Raw genomic sequence first — 16,208 nt, 5'->3', positions numbered from 1 at the left:
AATTAAATTAAAAATTCTAAAATCCTTGAAACTCGCGCCAATGCTTTATCATTTCTTGCTCAAACAGCAAGAATTTTTTAACGAATTTTTACTTTAATTTCTTAACGCCTACGAAACTGATGTCATTAAATTATTCTTCAAAAACATATTTATCTAACAATATAGTATTCCTACAACCTAATGTTGTTTCACCTGAAATTCTGCTTTTAAATTCTTTGTAGTGATTAAGTCTACATTTCAATGAACATCTAAATTTTTGAAAACAAAAAAAATACATCCAATCAAATTGACCATTTTCTTCTTTAAATCTAAATTTGTAGCCATATTCTGTTGAGTCAACTTTAGCCAAATAAATCTTTCCGTTAAATAAAATTTTTAAAATCATGTTAAACTATTTTTAATAATTAAACACAATAATACAACACACTATAACGAAAATATAATCTGCTAAAAATTAAAAAAGTCGTCTCGAAATTTCGGACGACTCTATTGATATCTTAACTTTTTACTTTTGCCTTTTTACTTGGCTCTTGTAAAAATATTACATTCCAATTACTGGCATAGAAAGCATTAAGATGTGTTCGTTTTCATCTAGACCGTCAACTGGCTCTACAATTCCTGGACGGTTTGGTTGAGACATTTTCATCGTGATATCTTCTGAACCTAAAACTGATAACATTTCTGTTAAAAATTTAGAACTGAAACCAATGTTGATGTCTTCACCTTTATAATCACAAGGAATATTCATATCTGCTTTGTTTGCGTATTCTGTATCTTCTGCATGAAGATGAAGAACGTTACCAGAAAGTTTAAATCTAACTTGGTTAGTAGATTTGTTTGATAAAATACTTGCTCTTCTGATAGAACTTAGCAATAAGTTTCTGTTCACCGTCAAAACATTCGGATTTTCTTTAGGAATTACTGCAGAATAATTAGGATATTTCCCGTCAATTAGTCTACAAATCCAAATATTCTCTCCGAAAGTGAATTTCGCCATATTTTCATTAAACTCGATGGTAACTTCGTCATTAGAATTTGACAAAATATTTTTGAAAATAGACAAAGGTTTCTTCGGCATGATAAATTCTACCGCTTCTTTATTGGTAACATCTGTTCTTTTGTACACCACTAATCTGTGAGAATCAGTAGATACGAAATTGGTTTCTTTTTCTGTAAATTGGAAAAGAACTCCGGTCATCACAGGTCTTAAAGAATCGTTGCTTGTTGCAAACAAGGTATTGCTTAGCGCATCTGCAAGAACTCCAGAAGCTAGCGTAACTTTTTGTGACGCATCAAATTCTGGTAATTCTGGATAATCTTCTGCATTATCTAGCGCTACTTCGTAATTGTCTTTTTCGTCTAAAATTTCTAAAAGACCACCTTCACCAGACTCAGAATCTTTTACTGAAAAAGTAAGCGGTTGGTCTCCAAAAGTTTTAATTAAATCTTGAAAAATTTTTGCAGGAACAGCAATTTTGCCTTGATCATCAGATTTTACAGCAAGAGAAGTAATAAGTGTGGTTTCGCCATCAGAAGCAGTTATTTTTAGAATTTCATTTTCTAATTCAAAAAGAAAATTTTCTAAAATGGGTCTTGACTGCGAACTAGAAATTACACCACTTACCACGTTAAGAGCTTTCTGTAATTCGCCACTTGCAACTATAAATTTCATAAATTAAAAAATTATTAAGTATACAAAGATACAATTTTGATAATAATAGACAAAGTCGAAAATCATTAAATTTTATTCAGTTTTCAACATTGAGAGAATATTGACTTTTCTGTAGTCATTTATTTTATGGTCAAAGATATCAGCAGAGTAATAAGTGATATTTACTTTTTTACCCACTAAATCTTGATATTTCTTTTCGAGTTCTATATTAGAATCTACATTAGAAATCCAATAAAATCTGGTTAAAATACCATTATCACCTTTTAAATAAAAAATAACGAAGGCATCTTTTTCTATTTTGGTAATTTCGCCATTCATAAATTCCTCTGAATTTTCTTGTGCAGAAGATTCTTGAGCATATTCATCAGCAAGACCAGACTGGTCTACAAAATTAATAAAAGTATCTGCACATTCTGAAACCATTAGTATACCTAATTTCTCGCCCAATTCTTCCATTTTAGACTCATTCGAAATATCTTTTGACAAATCAATACCATATTCTTTTTTGATTTGCTCTTTGTAAGGAGTAGAAACTTTTATGAAACACAAGCCTAATTGCATCTGCATCATTTCTTTAGATTTTTTCTCCAATTTTATTTCTCCAATGCATTTACAAGCATCTTGCGCTATTTTTTTCTTAAAATCTTCTTGAGAATAAGAGAACAATGAAAAGATGGAAAAGAAAAGAATAATAAGTTTTTTCATGGTTTTTAAAATGATTAATCCTTTGGTAAAAGTAACGAAATTTTTCTTTTTTAATGGGCATTTTCTATAAAAAAATCCCGAAAAAAGATTTTTTCTCGGGATTTAACAATTATAATTTAAATTGATAGGTAAAACCTAGATGAAACCACCTTCCAGGCATTTCTACCAGAGAAGTTTCAGTGTATTTTACATTTGTAATGTTATTCACCAAAACGTAAAGATTAAGTTGGTTTACAGTATAGTTTAATTTATTGTCTAATAGATTATAACTTCCTAGAGAAACTCTATCATTATGTCTGTAAATCAATTCATTCGAAAAATTCCCGAATTTATTTCTCAATTTGGCTACCAACTGATGTTTTAAATTGTCTAAAGAATATCTAGAAACAATATTGCTGGCTAATCTTTGATTATCTATATACGTATAACCCACAGAAGTTCCAATCCATGAAGCAAACTGATAATCTGCTTCTAATTCCACACCTTTGGTTTCAATTTTCCCGATGTTTTGCGCAGTCCAAGGTGAAGTTGGCGTAGCTTTTTGCCAATCAATAGCATTATCAGATTTTCTCCAAAATGCAGATGCTTTGAGCAAAGTTTTATTGGTTTTGAAAATATAACCGAACTCTCCTGTTAATGCTTCTTCTGCAACCAAATTTGCATTTCCTTGTTCTGAAGGACTTACGTAATACAAATCGGTGTAAGTAGGAATTCTATTCACTTTAGAAAAATTACCGAAAAATTTAGAATTTCCGTTGGTAAAACTTGCATCAATTCCTGGATAAAAATAGGTTTTATCATTGCTAAAACTCGTGAAAGAAATTCCCGGAGTAATGTTTAATTTTTCACCAAAAAACGACAGATGATGCTCTAGAAAAGCATTGGTAACAGTTCTTTCTCTGCTTCCTAATCGGTTACTTTCTAGAAATTCTTTTCTAACATCTACTCCCAATCCTGTAATTCCCAGTTCTGATTTGTAATTTACATTTGCATCAATTCCTACATTATTCCCAATGTGCATATTTCTGTAAGCTGCAGGATTATTTCTATTGAATAAATACATATCTTGTGCTCTTCTCCAATACAAACGCGTTGCAAAACCTAGATTTTCGTTCACTTTTTTCTCTAGAGAAGCTGCCACTAAAGAAGTTTGAACTTCTTCATATTGATCTTTGAAAGCTGGCGAAGCATAAAAACCATTGGCTCCGAACTTTTTTTCTTGAATTCCAGCTTGAAATTTCACATTCCCGTTTTCTATATCAAATTGATTTTGATACCAGATATTTTTAATTTTATAATCGGTATTGTATCGATAACCATCTGATTCTGTATTATTAACCTGAATAAAATTTCTAAATTTTTCGCCCCCGAAATTCGCAGCAACTCCGAAACCATGCGTAGAAAAATCCCCAACTTCACCATTAATTGTTAGGTTGTTTTCTGCAGAAACTTTAGTTACAACATTTACTACACCAGCATAAGCTCCTTGTCCGTATCTTCTTGCAGCAGGACCTTTTAAGATTTCAATTTTTTCTACAGAAGCCAAATCAAACGGAAAATTCATGGTATTGTGACCAGTTTGCGCATCATTCATTCTTACACCATTAACCAAAACCAAAACTTGTTCAAAAGAACTTCCTCTGAGAGAAATATCGGTCTGAACGCCATTTGCACCACGTTTTCTGATATCTGCACCTGTATAATAGGCAATTACTTCTTCAATGCTTTGAGCGGGACTATTCTGAATTTCAGATTTTGTAATAACTGTGATATTTACATTAGATTTTTTGAAAGGCATATTCACCAGTTTACCAGTTAATTCTACCTCATCAATTGTTCTTTCTTGCGCATGAACACTTACGAAAAGTGCCAACAGAGCTGCGCTTAAAATTGTTTTTTTCATATTTTAATTTTTCATAAAAAATCGGCCAAATTTATATGAAAAATTTAGAGTAAAAAAATTAAAATTCTTAAAATTTTTTACAAATAAAAAAGTACACAAAAAATATCTTGTCCTTTATAGTTGCTAGATAAATCCTCTAGCTATCTCATTTTCATCAAATGTGTAATTAGGTGATTAATGAATTTTTTCATAATTACTTTTTTTAATTACAATTTGAACTACAAATATTGCATTTTTTTTGAATTTTCAAATTATTTCATGTTAAATTTTACAAGTTTTATCCTTAATTGTCCTTTCAAAATTTGGTAATTTTTCCGTAATTTTGCTCTTCTTCAATTCATTATGACTACAACTCAAGAAATCGATATCAAAAAACATCTTTTCGTAAAAAACGCACATCTTAATAATCTCAAAAACATAGATGTACTGATTCCGAAAAACAAACTCATCGTGATTACTGGTGTTTCAGGAAGCGGAAAATCTTCGCTTGCTTTTGACACTATTTATGCGGAAGGACAGAGACGTTATGTAGAATCTTTGAGTTCTTACGCGCGACAGTTTCTTGGTAAATTAGAAAAACCAAAAATTGACGACATCAAAGGTTTAGCACCTTCTATTGCCATTCAGCAGAAGGTAATTTCTAGCAATCCTCGTTCTACAGTAGGAACTTCTACCGAAATTTATGATTATCTGAAACTCCTTTTTGCCAGAGTTGGCAGAACCTACTCTCCTATTTCTGGAGACGAAGTGAAAAAAGATTCGGTGACAGATGTGATCGATTATATCGCTAAAAATGAAGGAAAAACCTTTCTTCTAAGAGCGCCACTTCTTTTTGAAGTCAAAAAATTCAAAGAACAACTCAAAACATTAAAAGTTGCAGGTTTTACAAGATTAGAAATCAATGGAAACCTTGCCAATATTGAAGATTTAGAAAGTTTTGGTTTCGTTCCAGAAGAATCGATGGAAATTCATCTCGTGATTGATAGATTTTCTTATGACAATGACGAACATTTCCTTCAAAGATTGGCAGATTCTGTTCAAATGGCGTTTTATGAAGGTCACGGAACTTGCTCTTTGAAAGAAGTTGAAACCGAAAACGTAAAAGAATTTTCTAATAAATTTGAATTGGATGGAATCACGTTTAACGAACCGAATGTTCATTTTTTCAGTTTTAATAATCCTTATGGCGCTTGTCCAGAATGTGAAGGTTACGGAAAAGTTATCGGCATAGATGAAGATTTAGTCATTCCGAATAAAAATTTGTCGGTTTTTGAAGATGCAGTTGCTTGTTGGAAAGGAGAATCTATGAGCGAATGGAAAAGAGATTTCATTAAAAAAGCAAAAGATTTCCCTATTCATAAGCCTTATCATCAATTAACCAAAGAACAGAAAAACTATCTTTGGAGAGGTGATAAAACCAAAAACTTCCCGAGTATTGATAACTTTTTCAAAATGCTGGAAGAAAATCTGTACAAAATTCAGTACAGAGTCATGCTTTCCAGATACCGTGGAAAAACACTTTGTCCAACTTGTGAAGGAAAACGTCTTCGTCCAGAAACAGAATATGTAAAAATTGATGGTCACGATATTCAATCGTTGGTAGAAATTCCTTTGGATGAATTGTTACCATTGATGAAAAACCTGAAACTCAACCAACACGATGCGGAAATCGCCAAAAGATTAACCTACGAAATCAACACTCGTTTAGAATTTTTGAATAAAGTTGGATTGGGATATTTGACTTTAAACAGAACTTCTAATACGCTTTCTGGTGGTGAATCACAAAGAATTAATCTCGCAACTTCGCTCGGAAGTTCTTTGGTGGGAAGTATTTATATTCTTGATGAACCAAGTATTGGTCTGCATTCTAGAGACACCGAAAATTTAATTGAAGTTCTTAAAAATCTTCGAGATTTAGGAAATACCGTGATTGTGGTAGAACATGATGAAGACGTGATGAAAGCAGCGGATTACATTATAGACATCGGTCCAGAAGCTGGATTTTTAGGTGGGGAATTGGTTTTTGCAGGAAATTTCAAGGAATTGAAAAACGCAGATACTTTAACCTCGAAATATTTAACGGGAAGATTAGAAATAGAAGTTCCTAAAACCAGAAGAAAACCAAAAGAATTCATCAAAATAAAAGGAGCAAGACAAAATAATCTTAAAAATATAGATGTAGATGTTCCTTTGGAAGTTCTTACCGTAATTTCGGGAGTTTCTGGAAGTGGAAAATCTACTTTAATGAAAGAAATCCTTACGAATGCCATTCAAATTGAATTAGGAATGGGCGGTAAAAAAGCCGATTACGATTCGGTAGAATTTCCTAAAAAAGTGATTCAAAATATTGAATTGATAGACCAAAACCCAATCGGAAAATCGTCTCGTTCTAATCCTGTCACGTATTTGAAGGCTTATGACGACATCAGAGACCTTTTTGCAAAACAAAAATCTGCAAAAGTTCAAGGTTTGAAACCAAAGCATTTTTCTTTCAACGTAGATGGTGGAAGATGTGATGAATGCAAAGGAGAAGGCGTAATTACGGTTTCTATGCAGTTTATGGCAGACATTGAACTGGAATGTGAACATTGCCATGGAACCCGTTTCAAAGATGAAATTCTGGAAGTGAAATATGATGAAAAAAATATTTCGGATATTTTACACATGACTGTAGATGAAGCACTTGAATTTTTCTCTGAAAACCACGAAGAAAAAATTGTGACCAAACTAAAACCGCTTCAAGATGTAGGTTTAGGCTATCTTCAATTGGGGCAAAGTTCTTCTACACTTTCTGGTGGTGAAGCGCAAAGGGTAAAACTGGCTTCGTTTCTAGTAAAAGGTGCGACAACAGAAAAAACGCTTTTTGTTTTCGATGAACCAAGTACAGGATTGCATTTTCATGATATTAATAAACTTTTGAAATCGCTTCAGGCGTTAATTGGTTTAGGACATTCTGTGATTGTGATTGAACATCAACCAGATATTATTAAGTCTGCTGATTATATTATAGACATTGGTCCAGATGCAGGAAAACACGGCGGCGAAGTGGTTTTTGCTGGTACTCCAGAAGATTTGGCACAAGATAAATTCTCTAGAACAGCGAAGTTTGTTGCTGAAAAATTGTAATTGAATGCCTATTCTACCTTCCGAATATCAACCTAAAAAAATCTTCAGAAATGGAGATTTTTCTACGATTTACAGTGCTTTGTTTAGAAAAGTTACTGGTGTAACTCAACAAAGAGAAAGACTAGAACTTTCTGATGGCGATTTTCTGGATTTAGACTGGAGTTTTGCCAAAGAAAAAACTGACCGTTGTGTTATTTTATTTCACGGTTTAGAAGGTAGTGCACAAAGACATTATATGTTGGGAGCATCCAAAATTTTCAATGAAAACGGCTTTGATTGCTGTGCTGTAAACCACAGAGATTGTTCCGGAGAAAGCAATAGAGTTCATTATTCCTACCATTCTGGAAGAACCGATGATGTGCAAGAAGTGATAGAAAAGGTGCTTTCTAAAAACTATGAAAAAATCATTCTGAAAGGGTTTAGTCTTGGTGGAAATTTGTGTTTGAAATACGCTGGTGAAAGCAGAGACATTTCTGATAAAATAAAAGCGGTAATCGCTATTTCTACGCCCATAGATTTAAAAGGTTCTATGCACAAATTGACCTCTAGAAGAAATCGTTTGTATGCCGATAATTTCTTGAAAACCTTAAAAAAGAAAACCTTACTCAAGTGCAAAAGATTTCCAGAATTTTTGTCTGCAGCAGAAATCAAAAACATCAAAGATTTAAAGGAATTTGATGATGTTTACACATCGAAAGTTAATGGTTTTACAGACGCTTTTGATTATTATGAAAAATGCAGTTCCAAGCAGTTTTTAAAGAATATTAAAATTCCGACACTTCTTATCAATGCTAAAAACGACAGTTTTCTTTCTGAAAGTTGCTTTCCTAAAGAAGAAGCATTAGCCAATTCTTTTTTACATTTAGAGATTCCAGATTTTGGTGGGCATGTAGGATTTATGGAAGAAAAGAATGCTTTTTACACTGAAAAAAGAGCATTAGAATTTGCTCTGCAATATTTATAAACAAAAAAATTGTGCAGAACATGTGAATATTAACATTGCGTTAATACAGTGATTTAGAATAATTTGTAATTTTAATTCAGGAAAATAAAAGTTATGCATTTTTCTGTATCCAATTCACTAGAAATCATCATTAAATTTGAGATAAAAATTTAAGGGAAGCATCGTCGGCTTCCCTTTTCTTTTGGCTTTTAACTAAAAAAATGAGATGTCTTTATCTACTGAACCTGCTTCTAAAGAGTGGGTTCTTTTATATTTGTCTTCTTTAAATTTCGGCTAAAGCCTTATAAATTTATGATTAAAAAAAGCGGACTAAAGTCCGCTCCTATTGATAAAAATCAATGTTTTTATTGAATATATTTTCTTACTTTTAAATTCATAAATTTTGGCCTCATAGTTCAATGGATAGAATAGAAGTTTCCTAAACTTTAGATACAGGTTCGATTCCTGTTGAGGCTACTTTTTTAATTAAAAATATAGAATTGAAAATTGAAAATATTTCAATTATTTTTTATCTACTACAATTCTTTCTTTGCGATTGGCTAATTCCCAAGCGGTAGCAAAAACCAGTTGTGCTCTTTTTTGAAGTAATGGATAATCTATTTTCTCAGGATCATCTGTTGGTTGATGATAATCTTCGTGAATTCCGTCAAAGAAAAACGCTACAGGAATGCCGTGTTTCGCAAAATTATAATGGTCACTTCTGTAATATAATCTCATTGGGTCATTAGGATCATCATATTTATAGTTGAGTTCTAGATTTTGAGTCGCTTTATTGGCTGCTACATTTATTTTTTTCAATTCAGTAGAAAGCATATCAGAACCGATAACGTAGACATAGTTTTTGCCTTCGTTTTCTTTATCACTTCTACCAATCATGTCGATATTTAGGTTTGCCACGGTGTTCTTTAAATCAAATACTGGATTCTCGGAATAATATTTAGAACCCAATAAGCCGTGTTCTTCCCCAGTTACATGTAAGAAAAGAATGGAACGTTTAGGGCCTTTTCCTGATTTCTTTGCTTGTTGGAAAGCTTCTGCGATTTCCATTACCGCAACTGTTCCACTTCCGTCGTCATCTGCTCCATTGTACACTACTCCATTATTGGTTCCAACGTGGTCATAATGTGCAGAAATCACGATGATTTCTTCTGGTTTTTCTGTTCCTTCTATAAATGCCAGTATGTTTTCTGAGTCAGGAAGCTCTCCTCTTCTGCTTTTTAGTGCTTCTTTAGGTACTTTTTGATAATAACTCCCCAATGCTTTTGGATAAGAAACGCCTAAATTTTTATAGTAATCTATCATGTAAACGCCTGCTTTTTTTTGACCTTCAGAGCCGGTTTGTCGGCCTTCCATCTCGTCTGAAGCAATGACCATTAGGTTTTTCTTCAGTTCATCTGCTTTGATGGATTCATAGGCGGTTTTAAAAGCTTTTCCTTCGTAGGATAGGTTATTAGAAGCACAACTGTACAATACCAGTGATGCTACTATTGGAACAAAAATTCTTGTCAATTTCATTTTTTTATCATTTTTAATGAAGTAAAAATAGTTTTTTTTAGGAAATAAATACCGAAATCCCTTACAAAAGCTAAGATTAATCTTTGTTTTTCTGTATTTCTTAGTGATTTGATAATAGACTCTTCCCTTCTTATGAGATGAAGAAGATATAAGATTTACATTCTTCATCAGTACTTTTGTTATACTTGAACTATACTACAACTAAGCTATAACATAGCAGTTATGTTGGGATTCTTTGGTTAAGTGTAGGAGGATGCGTGATTTTTTATTGTATGTTCTTTTGACTTCGTCGAACCACTCCGTTAGGTTTGGCTTGAACCAAAAGAACCAAAAGTTGCCTCAACCATTTTATTATTTTCAAAGGAATCGGCGAACCGCTTCGCTAGGTTTCAAGTCTGGAAATCCTCAGCTAAAAATGTTTAGCCTTTTCTAAAAACTCTGAAACTCACTCGGCAGAATGCCGAGCTTAAACAGCAGACTTTTTTAACGAAAAAGCTAAACATTTTTTTAACGCTTGCGGTTTCCTAGGACATCAATCACAAGTCAATTTGTAATGAATTGAAGAATTTCTGCCCTTTCAATCTCTTTAATATTTAATGAGTTGTGAAGTCGTGAGTTATGAATTATGAATTAGAAGGTGATGAAGGTCACGGATTAAAAACAGCTCTATTAGATTAATCGCTGTCTCCATATCAAATTGGGTTTCTTTATGTATGAAATTACTTTCTTCAATAAAAACACCCCGTCATTCCGATGCTCGGAATGCCACCCCTCTGTAAGAGGGGAACTGACTCTATGTATTTTGGATTCGTGAACTTCGTTCGCAGACTTTTGGTCTTTGATTAGTCAACGGGATTCGTGAGGTTGTGAAGTTGTGAAATCGTAAAGTTGATGATTTGTAAAGTTGATGATTTGTAAAGTTGTGAAGTTGTTAAGTCGTAAAGTTGAAATATTTTGCTTTATGAAGAGATTCTTCACTGCGCTGTGCTTCGTTCAGAATGACAGGGTTCTGTTTTTTGCTCACGATTAGGAATCTAATTATTGGGGGGATTTTTTTTGAAACGCAAAGATTTTTTTTCTTGAATTGCTTTTTTAAGTGAGCTAAGTTGGCGAAATTCATTCGCTATGAAGCGATGTGGTGAAGGATGAAGGATGAGGGATGCGGGGTAAAGTCGATGAGTCGTGAAGGCGTAAGTTGTGAGTTATGAGTTATGAATTATGAGTTGTGAGTTATGAGTGCGGGGTAAAGTTGTGAAGTTGAAATATTTTGCTTTATGAAGAGATTCTTCACTGCGCTGTGCTTCGTTCAGAATGACAGGGTTATGTTTTTTGCTCACGATTAGGAATCTATATTATTGGGGGATTTTTTTTGAATCGCAAAGATTTTTTTTCTTGAATTGCTTTTTTAAGTAAGCAAAGTGGGAATTCTCTAGTGAATTGTTGAAACTTAAGTTTTAAATAATTTTTATTTATTTGGATTTTGTGATAGAGTGTTACATGGGTTTTACCTTCTTTTTCCTACCCCACCAAACTAAAAATCCTGTGATGGGTAAACTTGCACAAATCAAACTGGATATAAATGCCAAGATTTTTCCAAAAGTTCCCAAAATTGCCCCTACGTGAATGTCATAATTGGCCGCCACATATTTTTCTCCAAAATTTCTTTTTTCATAAGGACGGTTCATAAGAAGTTTCCCAGAATTTTCATCAAAAATCATTTCGCTGTAAATGTAGTATTTATCTTCTAAACCTCTTACATAAACGGTAAAATTTTCATGTTCATGATCGTCTAAATGCGGATGCCCTAAATCTATTGTATATGCTGAATAATTGGGATAATGCTGTTCAACCTGCAGTGCAATTTTATCTAAAGTCTGTGCACTTTTCATTTCGATCGGGTCTTTCGTTTTTATAAGTGAGAAATCAGGATATACCGTGTTACCTCCAGAAAAAATAAAATAAAAAAATGCTTGTATAAAAAAGAACGAATAAAAAAGGCCTGTCATTGCCACAATAAGAGCAATAAAAGATGCATAAAAGCCTAAAATACTGTGCAAATCGTAATTCTTTCGTTTCCAATTTTTAATATTTTTCCACTGAAACCAAAAGCGTTGTTTTCTGGCGGCTTTATTTCTTGGCCACCACAAAATAATGCCCGAAATTAGCATAAAAACAAAAATAAGAACCGGAATCCCAACCACATATTTCCCCCAATCTGATTTGAGTAAAAAACTCCAGTGAATGAATTTAACGATATTAAAAAATCCGTTTTTCTCGTCTTGAACGGAAAGAATCTTCCCTGTAAATGGATTAATATAAACAGTCTTATAAATTTGATATTCATCAAAATAATTCCAAGCATCAGGATTTCTTTCGTAATAGTAAAACTTGTAAGATTTGCTTTTATCAATGGGAATTTCTACCCAATGCAAGGGATATTTTTCAGGATTTTGTTCGTTTATTTTTTGTTCTAAAACCCGTAAAGGCAAAGTTGATTTTCCAGCAATATTTTGTTCTGAATGGTAGATAAAATCTTTTCTTAGAGCATATTGTATATCTTCTTTAAAAACATACAAAGCGCCAGTTATGCTTACGATAAATACAATAAGACCTGTGGAAAGTCCTAGCCATAGATGGAATTTACCCATCCATTTTTTGAAAAGAGATTTTTTATTTTTTAGGCGATGTTCGTGTCTATTATTCATTGCTTTTTATTAAAATCAAAAGTTAGCAGAAGAAATCTGCCAACTTTTGTGACCATTAAAACGTGATTTGAAAAAAACTTAAAAATTAAATCCTAAAGCTAAAGAAAGCGTTCTTAACCTTTGAGGGGTAACTGTACTCCAACCCGAATAATATTTAGTATTTCCAATATTATCGAGCTTTAAGGAAACACTATATTTTTCTGGATGATAGCCAATCATGGCATTGGCAATCGTATAACTAGGCAACTCGAAAGTTCCAATTCCTGTTCTGTTAAGTGTTTTATGTTCTGAAGCGTGATTAAAACCGAACCCTGCAACAAAGTTTCTAAAATTACCCTGTTGAATTTTATAGTTTGCCCAAAAATTAATTAAAGTTTCTGGTCCAGCTTCTTCGGGACGTAAACCGTTGTAAGTGGAATCTCCGCTTACCTGTTCACTCCTATTTTTACTGAATCCTGCAATGATATTAAGCCCTTTTATTGGATTCCCGACAGCACTTAATTCAAATCCTTTACTGAACACTTCACCCCCTTGTATGGAATTGTTCATATTATTAGGGTCTGCCATTATTTTGTTCGCTACTTTAATATCATAATAGCTTGCAGTTACAGAAAGTTTATTGTCAATAAGATTGGCTTTTGCCCCCACTTCCCATTGATTAGCTCTTTCAGGATTAAATATTTTTATAGTAGGGTTATTTCCGTTAGCATCGGTTACTTTTTGTGGCGTTAAATATTGGAATCCATTCATATAATTTGCAAAAAGAGATAGTTTGTTGAGAATCGGTTGATATACCAAACCAAATTTTGGAGAAAAGGTGGTTTGGCCATTCACTTCTTCAGTGGACCATTGTGTAGGTTTGCCGCTGAAATTATCCACGCGTAGACTTAACATTGCAGATAATTCTGGTAAGATGTTTAATACATTTGAGAAATAGGCACTCTTAATATTCATTTCTGCAGTTGCAGGAACAACTTTTGCGTCTAAAAGGGCTGCATCTGCCCCTTGCGAAGTCAGCGTGGAAGAATCAGTTTGATTTTTTAAGGAAACTGTTCCAAATGCTCTCCATTCAGAATCATTGTTTACCACCTTCGTGTTGAGATAATCCAAACCTACTACCAGACGATTTCTCATATTTCCAACATTGAAATCGCCAATAAAATTCTGTTGAATTCCGGTTGCCAATGTTTCACTATTGGATTTGGAAATAAATCGTGTAAATTCATCACCATTTGCACTATCCCACAAATATTGATAGTACCCCATTGCTTTGCTTGAACTGCTCGAAAATTGAGTCTGAGACGTCCATTTATTTGATAATTTGTATATCATTTGAGATTGCAAATTGAATGTTGGATTTTTGGTAGTAAGATTGTTACTGGTGTAGGATTTTTTATAATTTGTTTCAAAAATATCTATGGAATTAAAAGATAAGGGAGCGTATCTGCTCAAAAAAATCATTGGTGCATTGGCTGTTTCATTGCTTTTAAATTCGGTATTCACCAAAAAAGTCAATTTATCATTCACCACATATTTTAAAGAGGGTGCAATAAAAAAAGACTTATAAAATCCAGTATCTTGAAAAGAATTTTCAGTATGATAGGCAGAATTTAAGCGAAGAAAAAGCCCATTTTTGACAGGAGTATTTATGTCTATTGTTACCCTGTTCAGGGCGTTAGTCCCTGTAACATAATTTATTTCGCCTCCCAATTTATCATAAGGTTTTTTGGTTTGTAAATTGACCAAACCACCGTAGGAAACCAAATTTCCGCCGTACAAAGTACCCGAAGGACCTTTGACAACATCAATATTTTCGATATTAGCAGGGTCGAGACCACCATTGTTGAAGCTCGCCATACCATTTACCAATCTGGATTGTGTAGAAAAACCACGCATGGTGTAATATTCTGCGCCGTCTCCACCTCTGGAAGTACTTTCCCAAAGTCTTGTAATCCCTGTAGCATTGGTTAATACATTCTTAAAATTGGTGGAAACTTGGTCTTTCAGTATTGCCTTTGGAATACTATTATACACTTGAGGATTTTCAATATCCTTTAAATTGAGTTTAGAAACTGAAAAAGCATTTTCATTTTTATATTTCTTCGTGTGATTGATGATTACTTCAGTAATATTTTCCACTTTGGTAGTATCTACTTGTGCGTAGAACTGAGAAAATGAACTGAAGAGGACAATAGGTAAAGCGATTTTTCTCATACTTATTTAGAACGATTTTAAATAACAATGCAAATATATATATTATTTATAATTATTCTAAATAAATATAATGACATATATCATGAATTTTAAAATGATGAGGATGTGAAGTCGTGAATTATGAGTTATGAGGGATGAGGGATGAGTTATGAGGTATGAATTATGAATTAGAAGGTGATGAAGGTTACGGATTAAAAACACAATATTAGATTAATCTCTGTCTCCCTATCAAATTGGGGTTCTTTATGTGTGAAATTAATTTCTTCAATAAAAACACCCCGTCATTCCGATGCTCGGAATGCCACCCCTTTGTAAGATGGGAACTGACTCTATGTATTTTAGATTCGTGAACTTCGTTCGGAGACTTTTGGTCTTTGATTAGTTAACGGGATTCGTGAGGTTGTGAAATAGTAAAGTTGATGATTTGTAAAGTTGTGAAGTTGTTAAGTCGTAAAGTTGAAATATTTTGCTTTATGAAGAGATTCTTCACTATGCTACGCTTCGTTCAGAATGACAGGGTTATGTATTTTAATCATTATTAGAAATCTGTTTCAATGGGAGAATTATTTTTGAATCGCAAAGATTTTTTTTCTTGAATTGCTTTTTTAAGTAAGCTAAGTTGGCGAAATTCATTCGCTTTGAAGCTTTATGGGAATTGTTATTTAAACAGACTTTTTTCTATCGCAAAGTTCACGGAGATGTGGTGAAATGATTGCATTTTTGAGAGCTCTGAGGAACATCGGAAATGTTCTGGGAAGGTCACGGATATTCGGTTGGCAGGTGTAGAAAAACTTTTTCCTTGATGAAAAGATTCTTCACTACGCTACGCTTCGTTCAGAATGACAGGGTTGTGTTTTTTGCTCGCGATTAGGAATCTATATTATTGGGGGGGGATTTTTTTGAATCGCAAAGATTTTTTTTCTTGAATTGCTTTTTTAAGTGAGCTAAGTGAGAATTCGCTATCGAATTGAGAAAGCTGTGTTTTAAATATTTTATTATATTTAAGTAATAACAAAGTAATAGTCACGGATTACAAATCCGCGACATCGGTGCTAAGTTGGCGAAATTCATTCGCTATGAAGCTTTATGGGAATTGTTATTTAAACAGGCTTATTTTCTATCACAAAGTTCACGGAGAGCAGGTGAAATGATGGCGTTTTTGAGGGCACTGAGGAACATCGGAGATGTTCTGGGAAGGTCACGGATTTTCGATTTGCAGGTGTAGAAAAACTTTTTCCTTGATGAAAAGATTCTTCACTACGCTGTGCTTCGTTCAGAATGACAGGGTTGTGTTTTTACTCATGATTAGAAATCTGTTTCAATGGGAGAATTATTTTTGAAACGCAAAGATTCTTATAATTGAATTACTTTTTTTTAAGTGAACAAAATGAGAATTCGCCAGCG

9 protein-coding genes and 1 tRNA gene are annotated in these 16,208 nt (G+C 33.2%); 3 read left to right on the top strand and 7 right to left on the bottom strand.

Annotated elements, in window-relative coordinates; translation table 11 throughout:
* Nucleotides 1-130: 130 nt before the first annotated feature.
* The 4 genes from QO190_RS10325 to QO190_RS10310 all read right to left on the bottom strand — a co-directional run bounded on the left by QO190_RS10325 (nt 131) and on the right by QO190_RS10310 (nt 4,280).
* Nucleotides 131-385, bottom strand: coding sequence for a hypothetical protein (locus QO190_RS10325; protein ID WP_371461663.1), 255 nt, complete (start codon nt 383-385; stop codon nt 131-133).
* 156 nt (nt 386-541) lie between these two features.
* Nucleotides 542-1,672: a DNA polymerase III subunit beta gene (gene dnaN / locus QO190_RS10320; protein WP_069796875.1), complete on the bottom strand. Its 1,131-nt coding sequence runs from the start codon at nt 1,670-1,672 to the stop codon at nt 542-544.
* A 72-nt stretch (nt 1,673-1,744) separates the two neighbouring features.
* Nucleotides 1,745-2,377 (bottom strand): hypothetical protein, encoded by a 633-nt coding sequence (locus QO190_RS10315; RefSeq protein WP_371461662.1) that lies wholly within the window; start codon nt 2,375-2,377, stop codon nt 1,745-1,747.
* A 109-nt stretch (nt 2,378-2,486) separates the two neighbouring features.
* Complete coding sequence (locus QO190_RS10310; RefSeq protein ID WP_371461660.1) at nt 2,487-4,280, bottom strand: TonB-dependent receptor plug domain-containing protein; 1,794 nt, start codon at nt 4,278-4,280, stop codon at nt 2,487-2,489.
* A gap of 342 nt (nt 4,281-4,622) precedes the next feature.
* Here QO190_RS10310 and uvrA point away from each other — a divergent pair, with 342 nt between their 5' ends.
* The 3 genes from uvrA (at nt 4,623) to QO190_RS10295 (ending at nt 8,826) form a co-directional block, all read left to right on the top strand.
* Nucleotides 4,623-7,406: an excinuclease ABC subunit UvrA gene (uvrA, locus tag QO190_RS10305; RefSeq protein ID WP_371461658.1), complete on the top strand. Its 2,784-nt coding sequence runs from the start codon at nt 4,623-4,625 to the stop codon at nt 7,404-7,406.
* 4 nt (nt 7,407-7,410) lie between these two features.
* Nucleotides 7,411-8,370, top strand: coding sequence for a YheT family hydrolase (locus QO190_RS10300; protein WP_371461656.1), 960 nt, complete (start codon nt 7,411-7,413; stop codon nt 8,368-8,370).
* Between the two features lie 384 nt (nt 8,371-8,754).
* Nucleotides 8,755-8,826, top strand: a tRNA-Arg gene (locus QO190_RS10295).
* Nucleotides 8,827-8,871: 45 nt separating this feature from the next.
* Here the strand turns inward: QO190_RS10295 and QO190_RS10290 are convergent.
* The 3 genes from QO190_RS10290 to QO190_RS10280 form a co-directional block, all read right to left on the bottom strand.
* On the bottom strand, nt 8,872-9,885 hold the full coding sequence (locus QO190_RS10290) for a M28 family metallopeptidase (protein ID WP_371461655.1): 1,014 nt from the start codon (nt 9,883-9,885) through the stop codon (nt 8,872-8,874).
* 1,493 nt (nt 9,886-11,378) lie between these two features.
* On the bottom strand, nt 11,379-12,590 hold the full coding sequence (locus QO190_RS10285; RefSeq protein WP_371461653.1) for a PepSY-associated TM helix domain-containing protein: 1,212 nt from the start codon (nt 12,588-12,590) through the stop codon (nt 11,379-11,381).
* A 78-nt stretch (nt 12,591-12,668) separates the two neighbouring features.
* Nucleotides 12,669-14,804, bottom strand: coding sequence for a TonB-dependent siderophore receptor (locus QO190_RS10280; RefSeq protein WP_371461651.1), 2,136 nt, complete (start codon nt 14,802-14,804; stop codon nt 12,669-12,671).
* Nucleotides 14,805-16,208 lie beyond the last annotated feature (1,404 nt).

Origin of the sequence: Cloacibacterium sp. Arc13 (genome assembly GCF_041431305.1) — a bacterium.
In the GTDB taxonomy this organism is placed as follows: Bacteria; Bacteroidota; Bacteroidia; order Flavobacteriales; family Weeksellaceae; genus Cloacibacterium; species Cloacibacterium caeni_B.
This window is presented reverse-complemented; position numbering and strand designations above follow the sequence as displayed.

Coding starts and splice junctions, on each gene's coding strand:
- QO190_RS10325 (WP_371461663.1), bottom strand. CDS start 385: ATGATTTTAAAAATTTTATTTAACGGAAAGATTTATTTGGCTAAAGTT.
- dnaN (WP_069796875.1), bottom strand. CDS start 1,672: ATGAAATTTATAGTTGCAAGTGGCGAATTACAGAAAGCTCTTAACGTG.
- QO190_RS10315 (WP_371461662.1), bottom strand. CDS start 2,377: ATGAAAAAACTTATTATTCTTTTCTTTTCCATCTTTTCATTGTTCTCT.
- QO190_RS10310 (WP_371461660.1), bottom strand. CDS start 4,280: ATGAAAAAAACAATTTTAAGCGCAGCTCTGTTGGCACTTTTCGTAAGT.
- uvrA (WP_371461658.1), top strand. CDS start 4,623: ATGACTACAACTCAAGAAATCGATATCAAAAAACATCTTTTCGTAAAA.
- QO190_RS10300 (WP_371461656.1), top strand. CDS start 7,411: ATGCCTATTCTACCTTCCGAATATCAACCTAAAAAAATCTTCAGAAAT.
- QO190_RS10290 (WP_371461655.1), bottom strand. CDS start 9,885: ATGAAATTGACAAGAATTTTTGTTCCAATAGTAGCATCACTGGTATTG.
- QO190_RS10285 (WP_371461653.1), bottom strand. CDS start 12,590: ATGAATAATAGACACGAACATCGCCTAAAAAATAAAAAATCTCTTTTC.
- QO190_RS10280 (WP_371461651.1), bottom strand. CDS start 14,804: ATGAGAAAAATCGCTTTACCTATTGTCCTCTTCAGTTCATTTTCTCAG.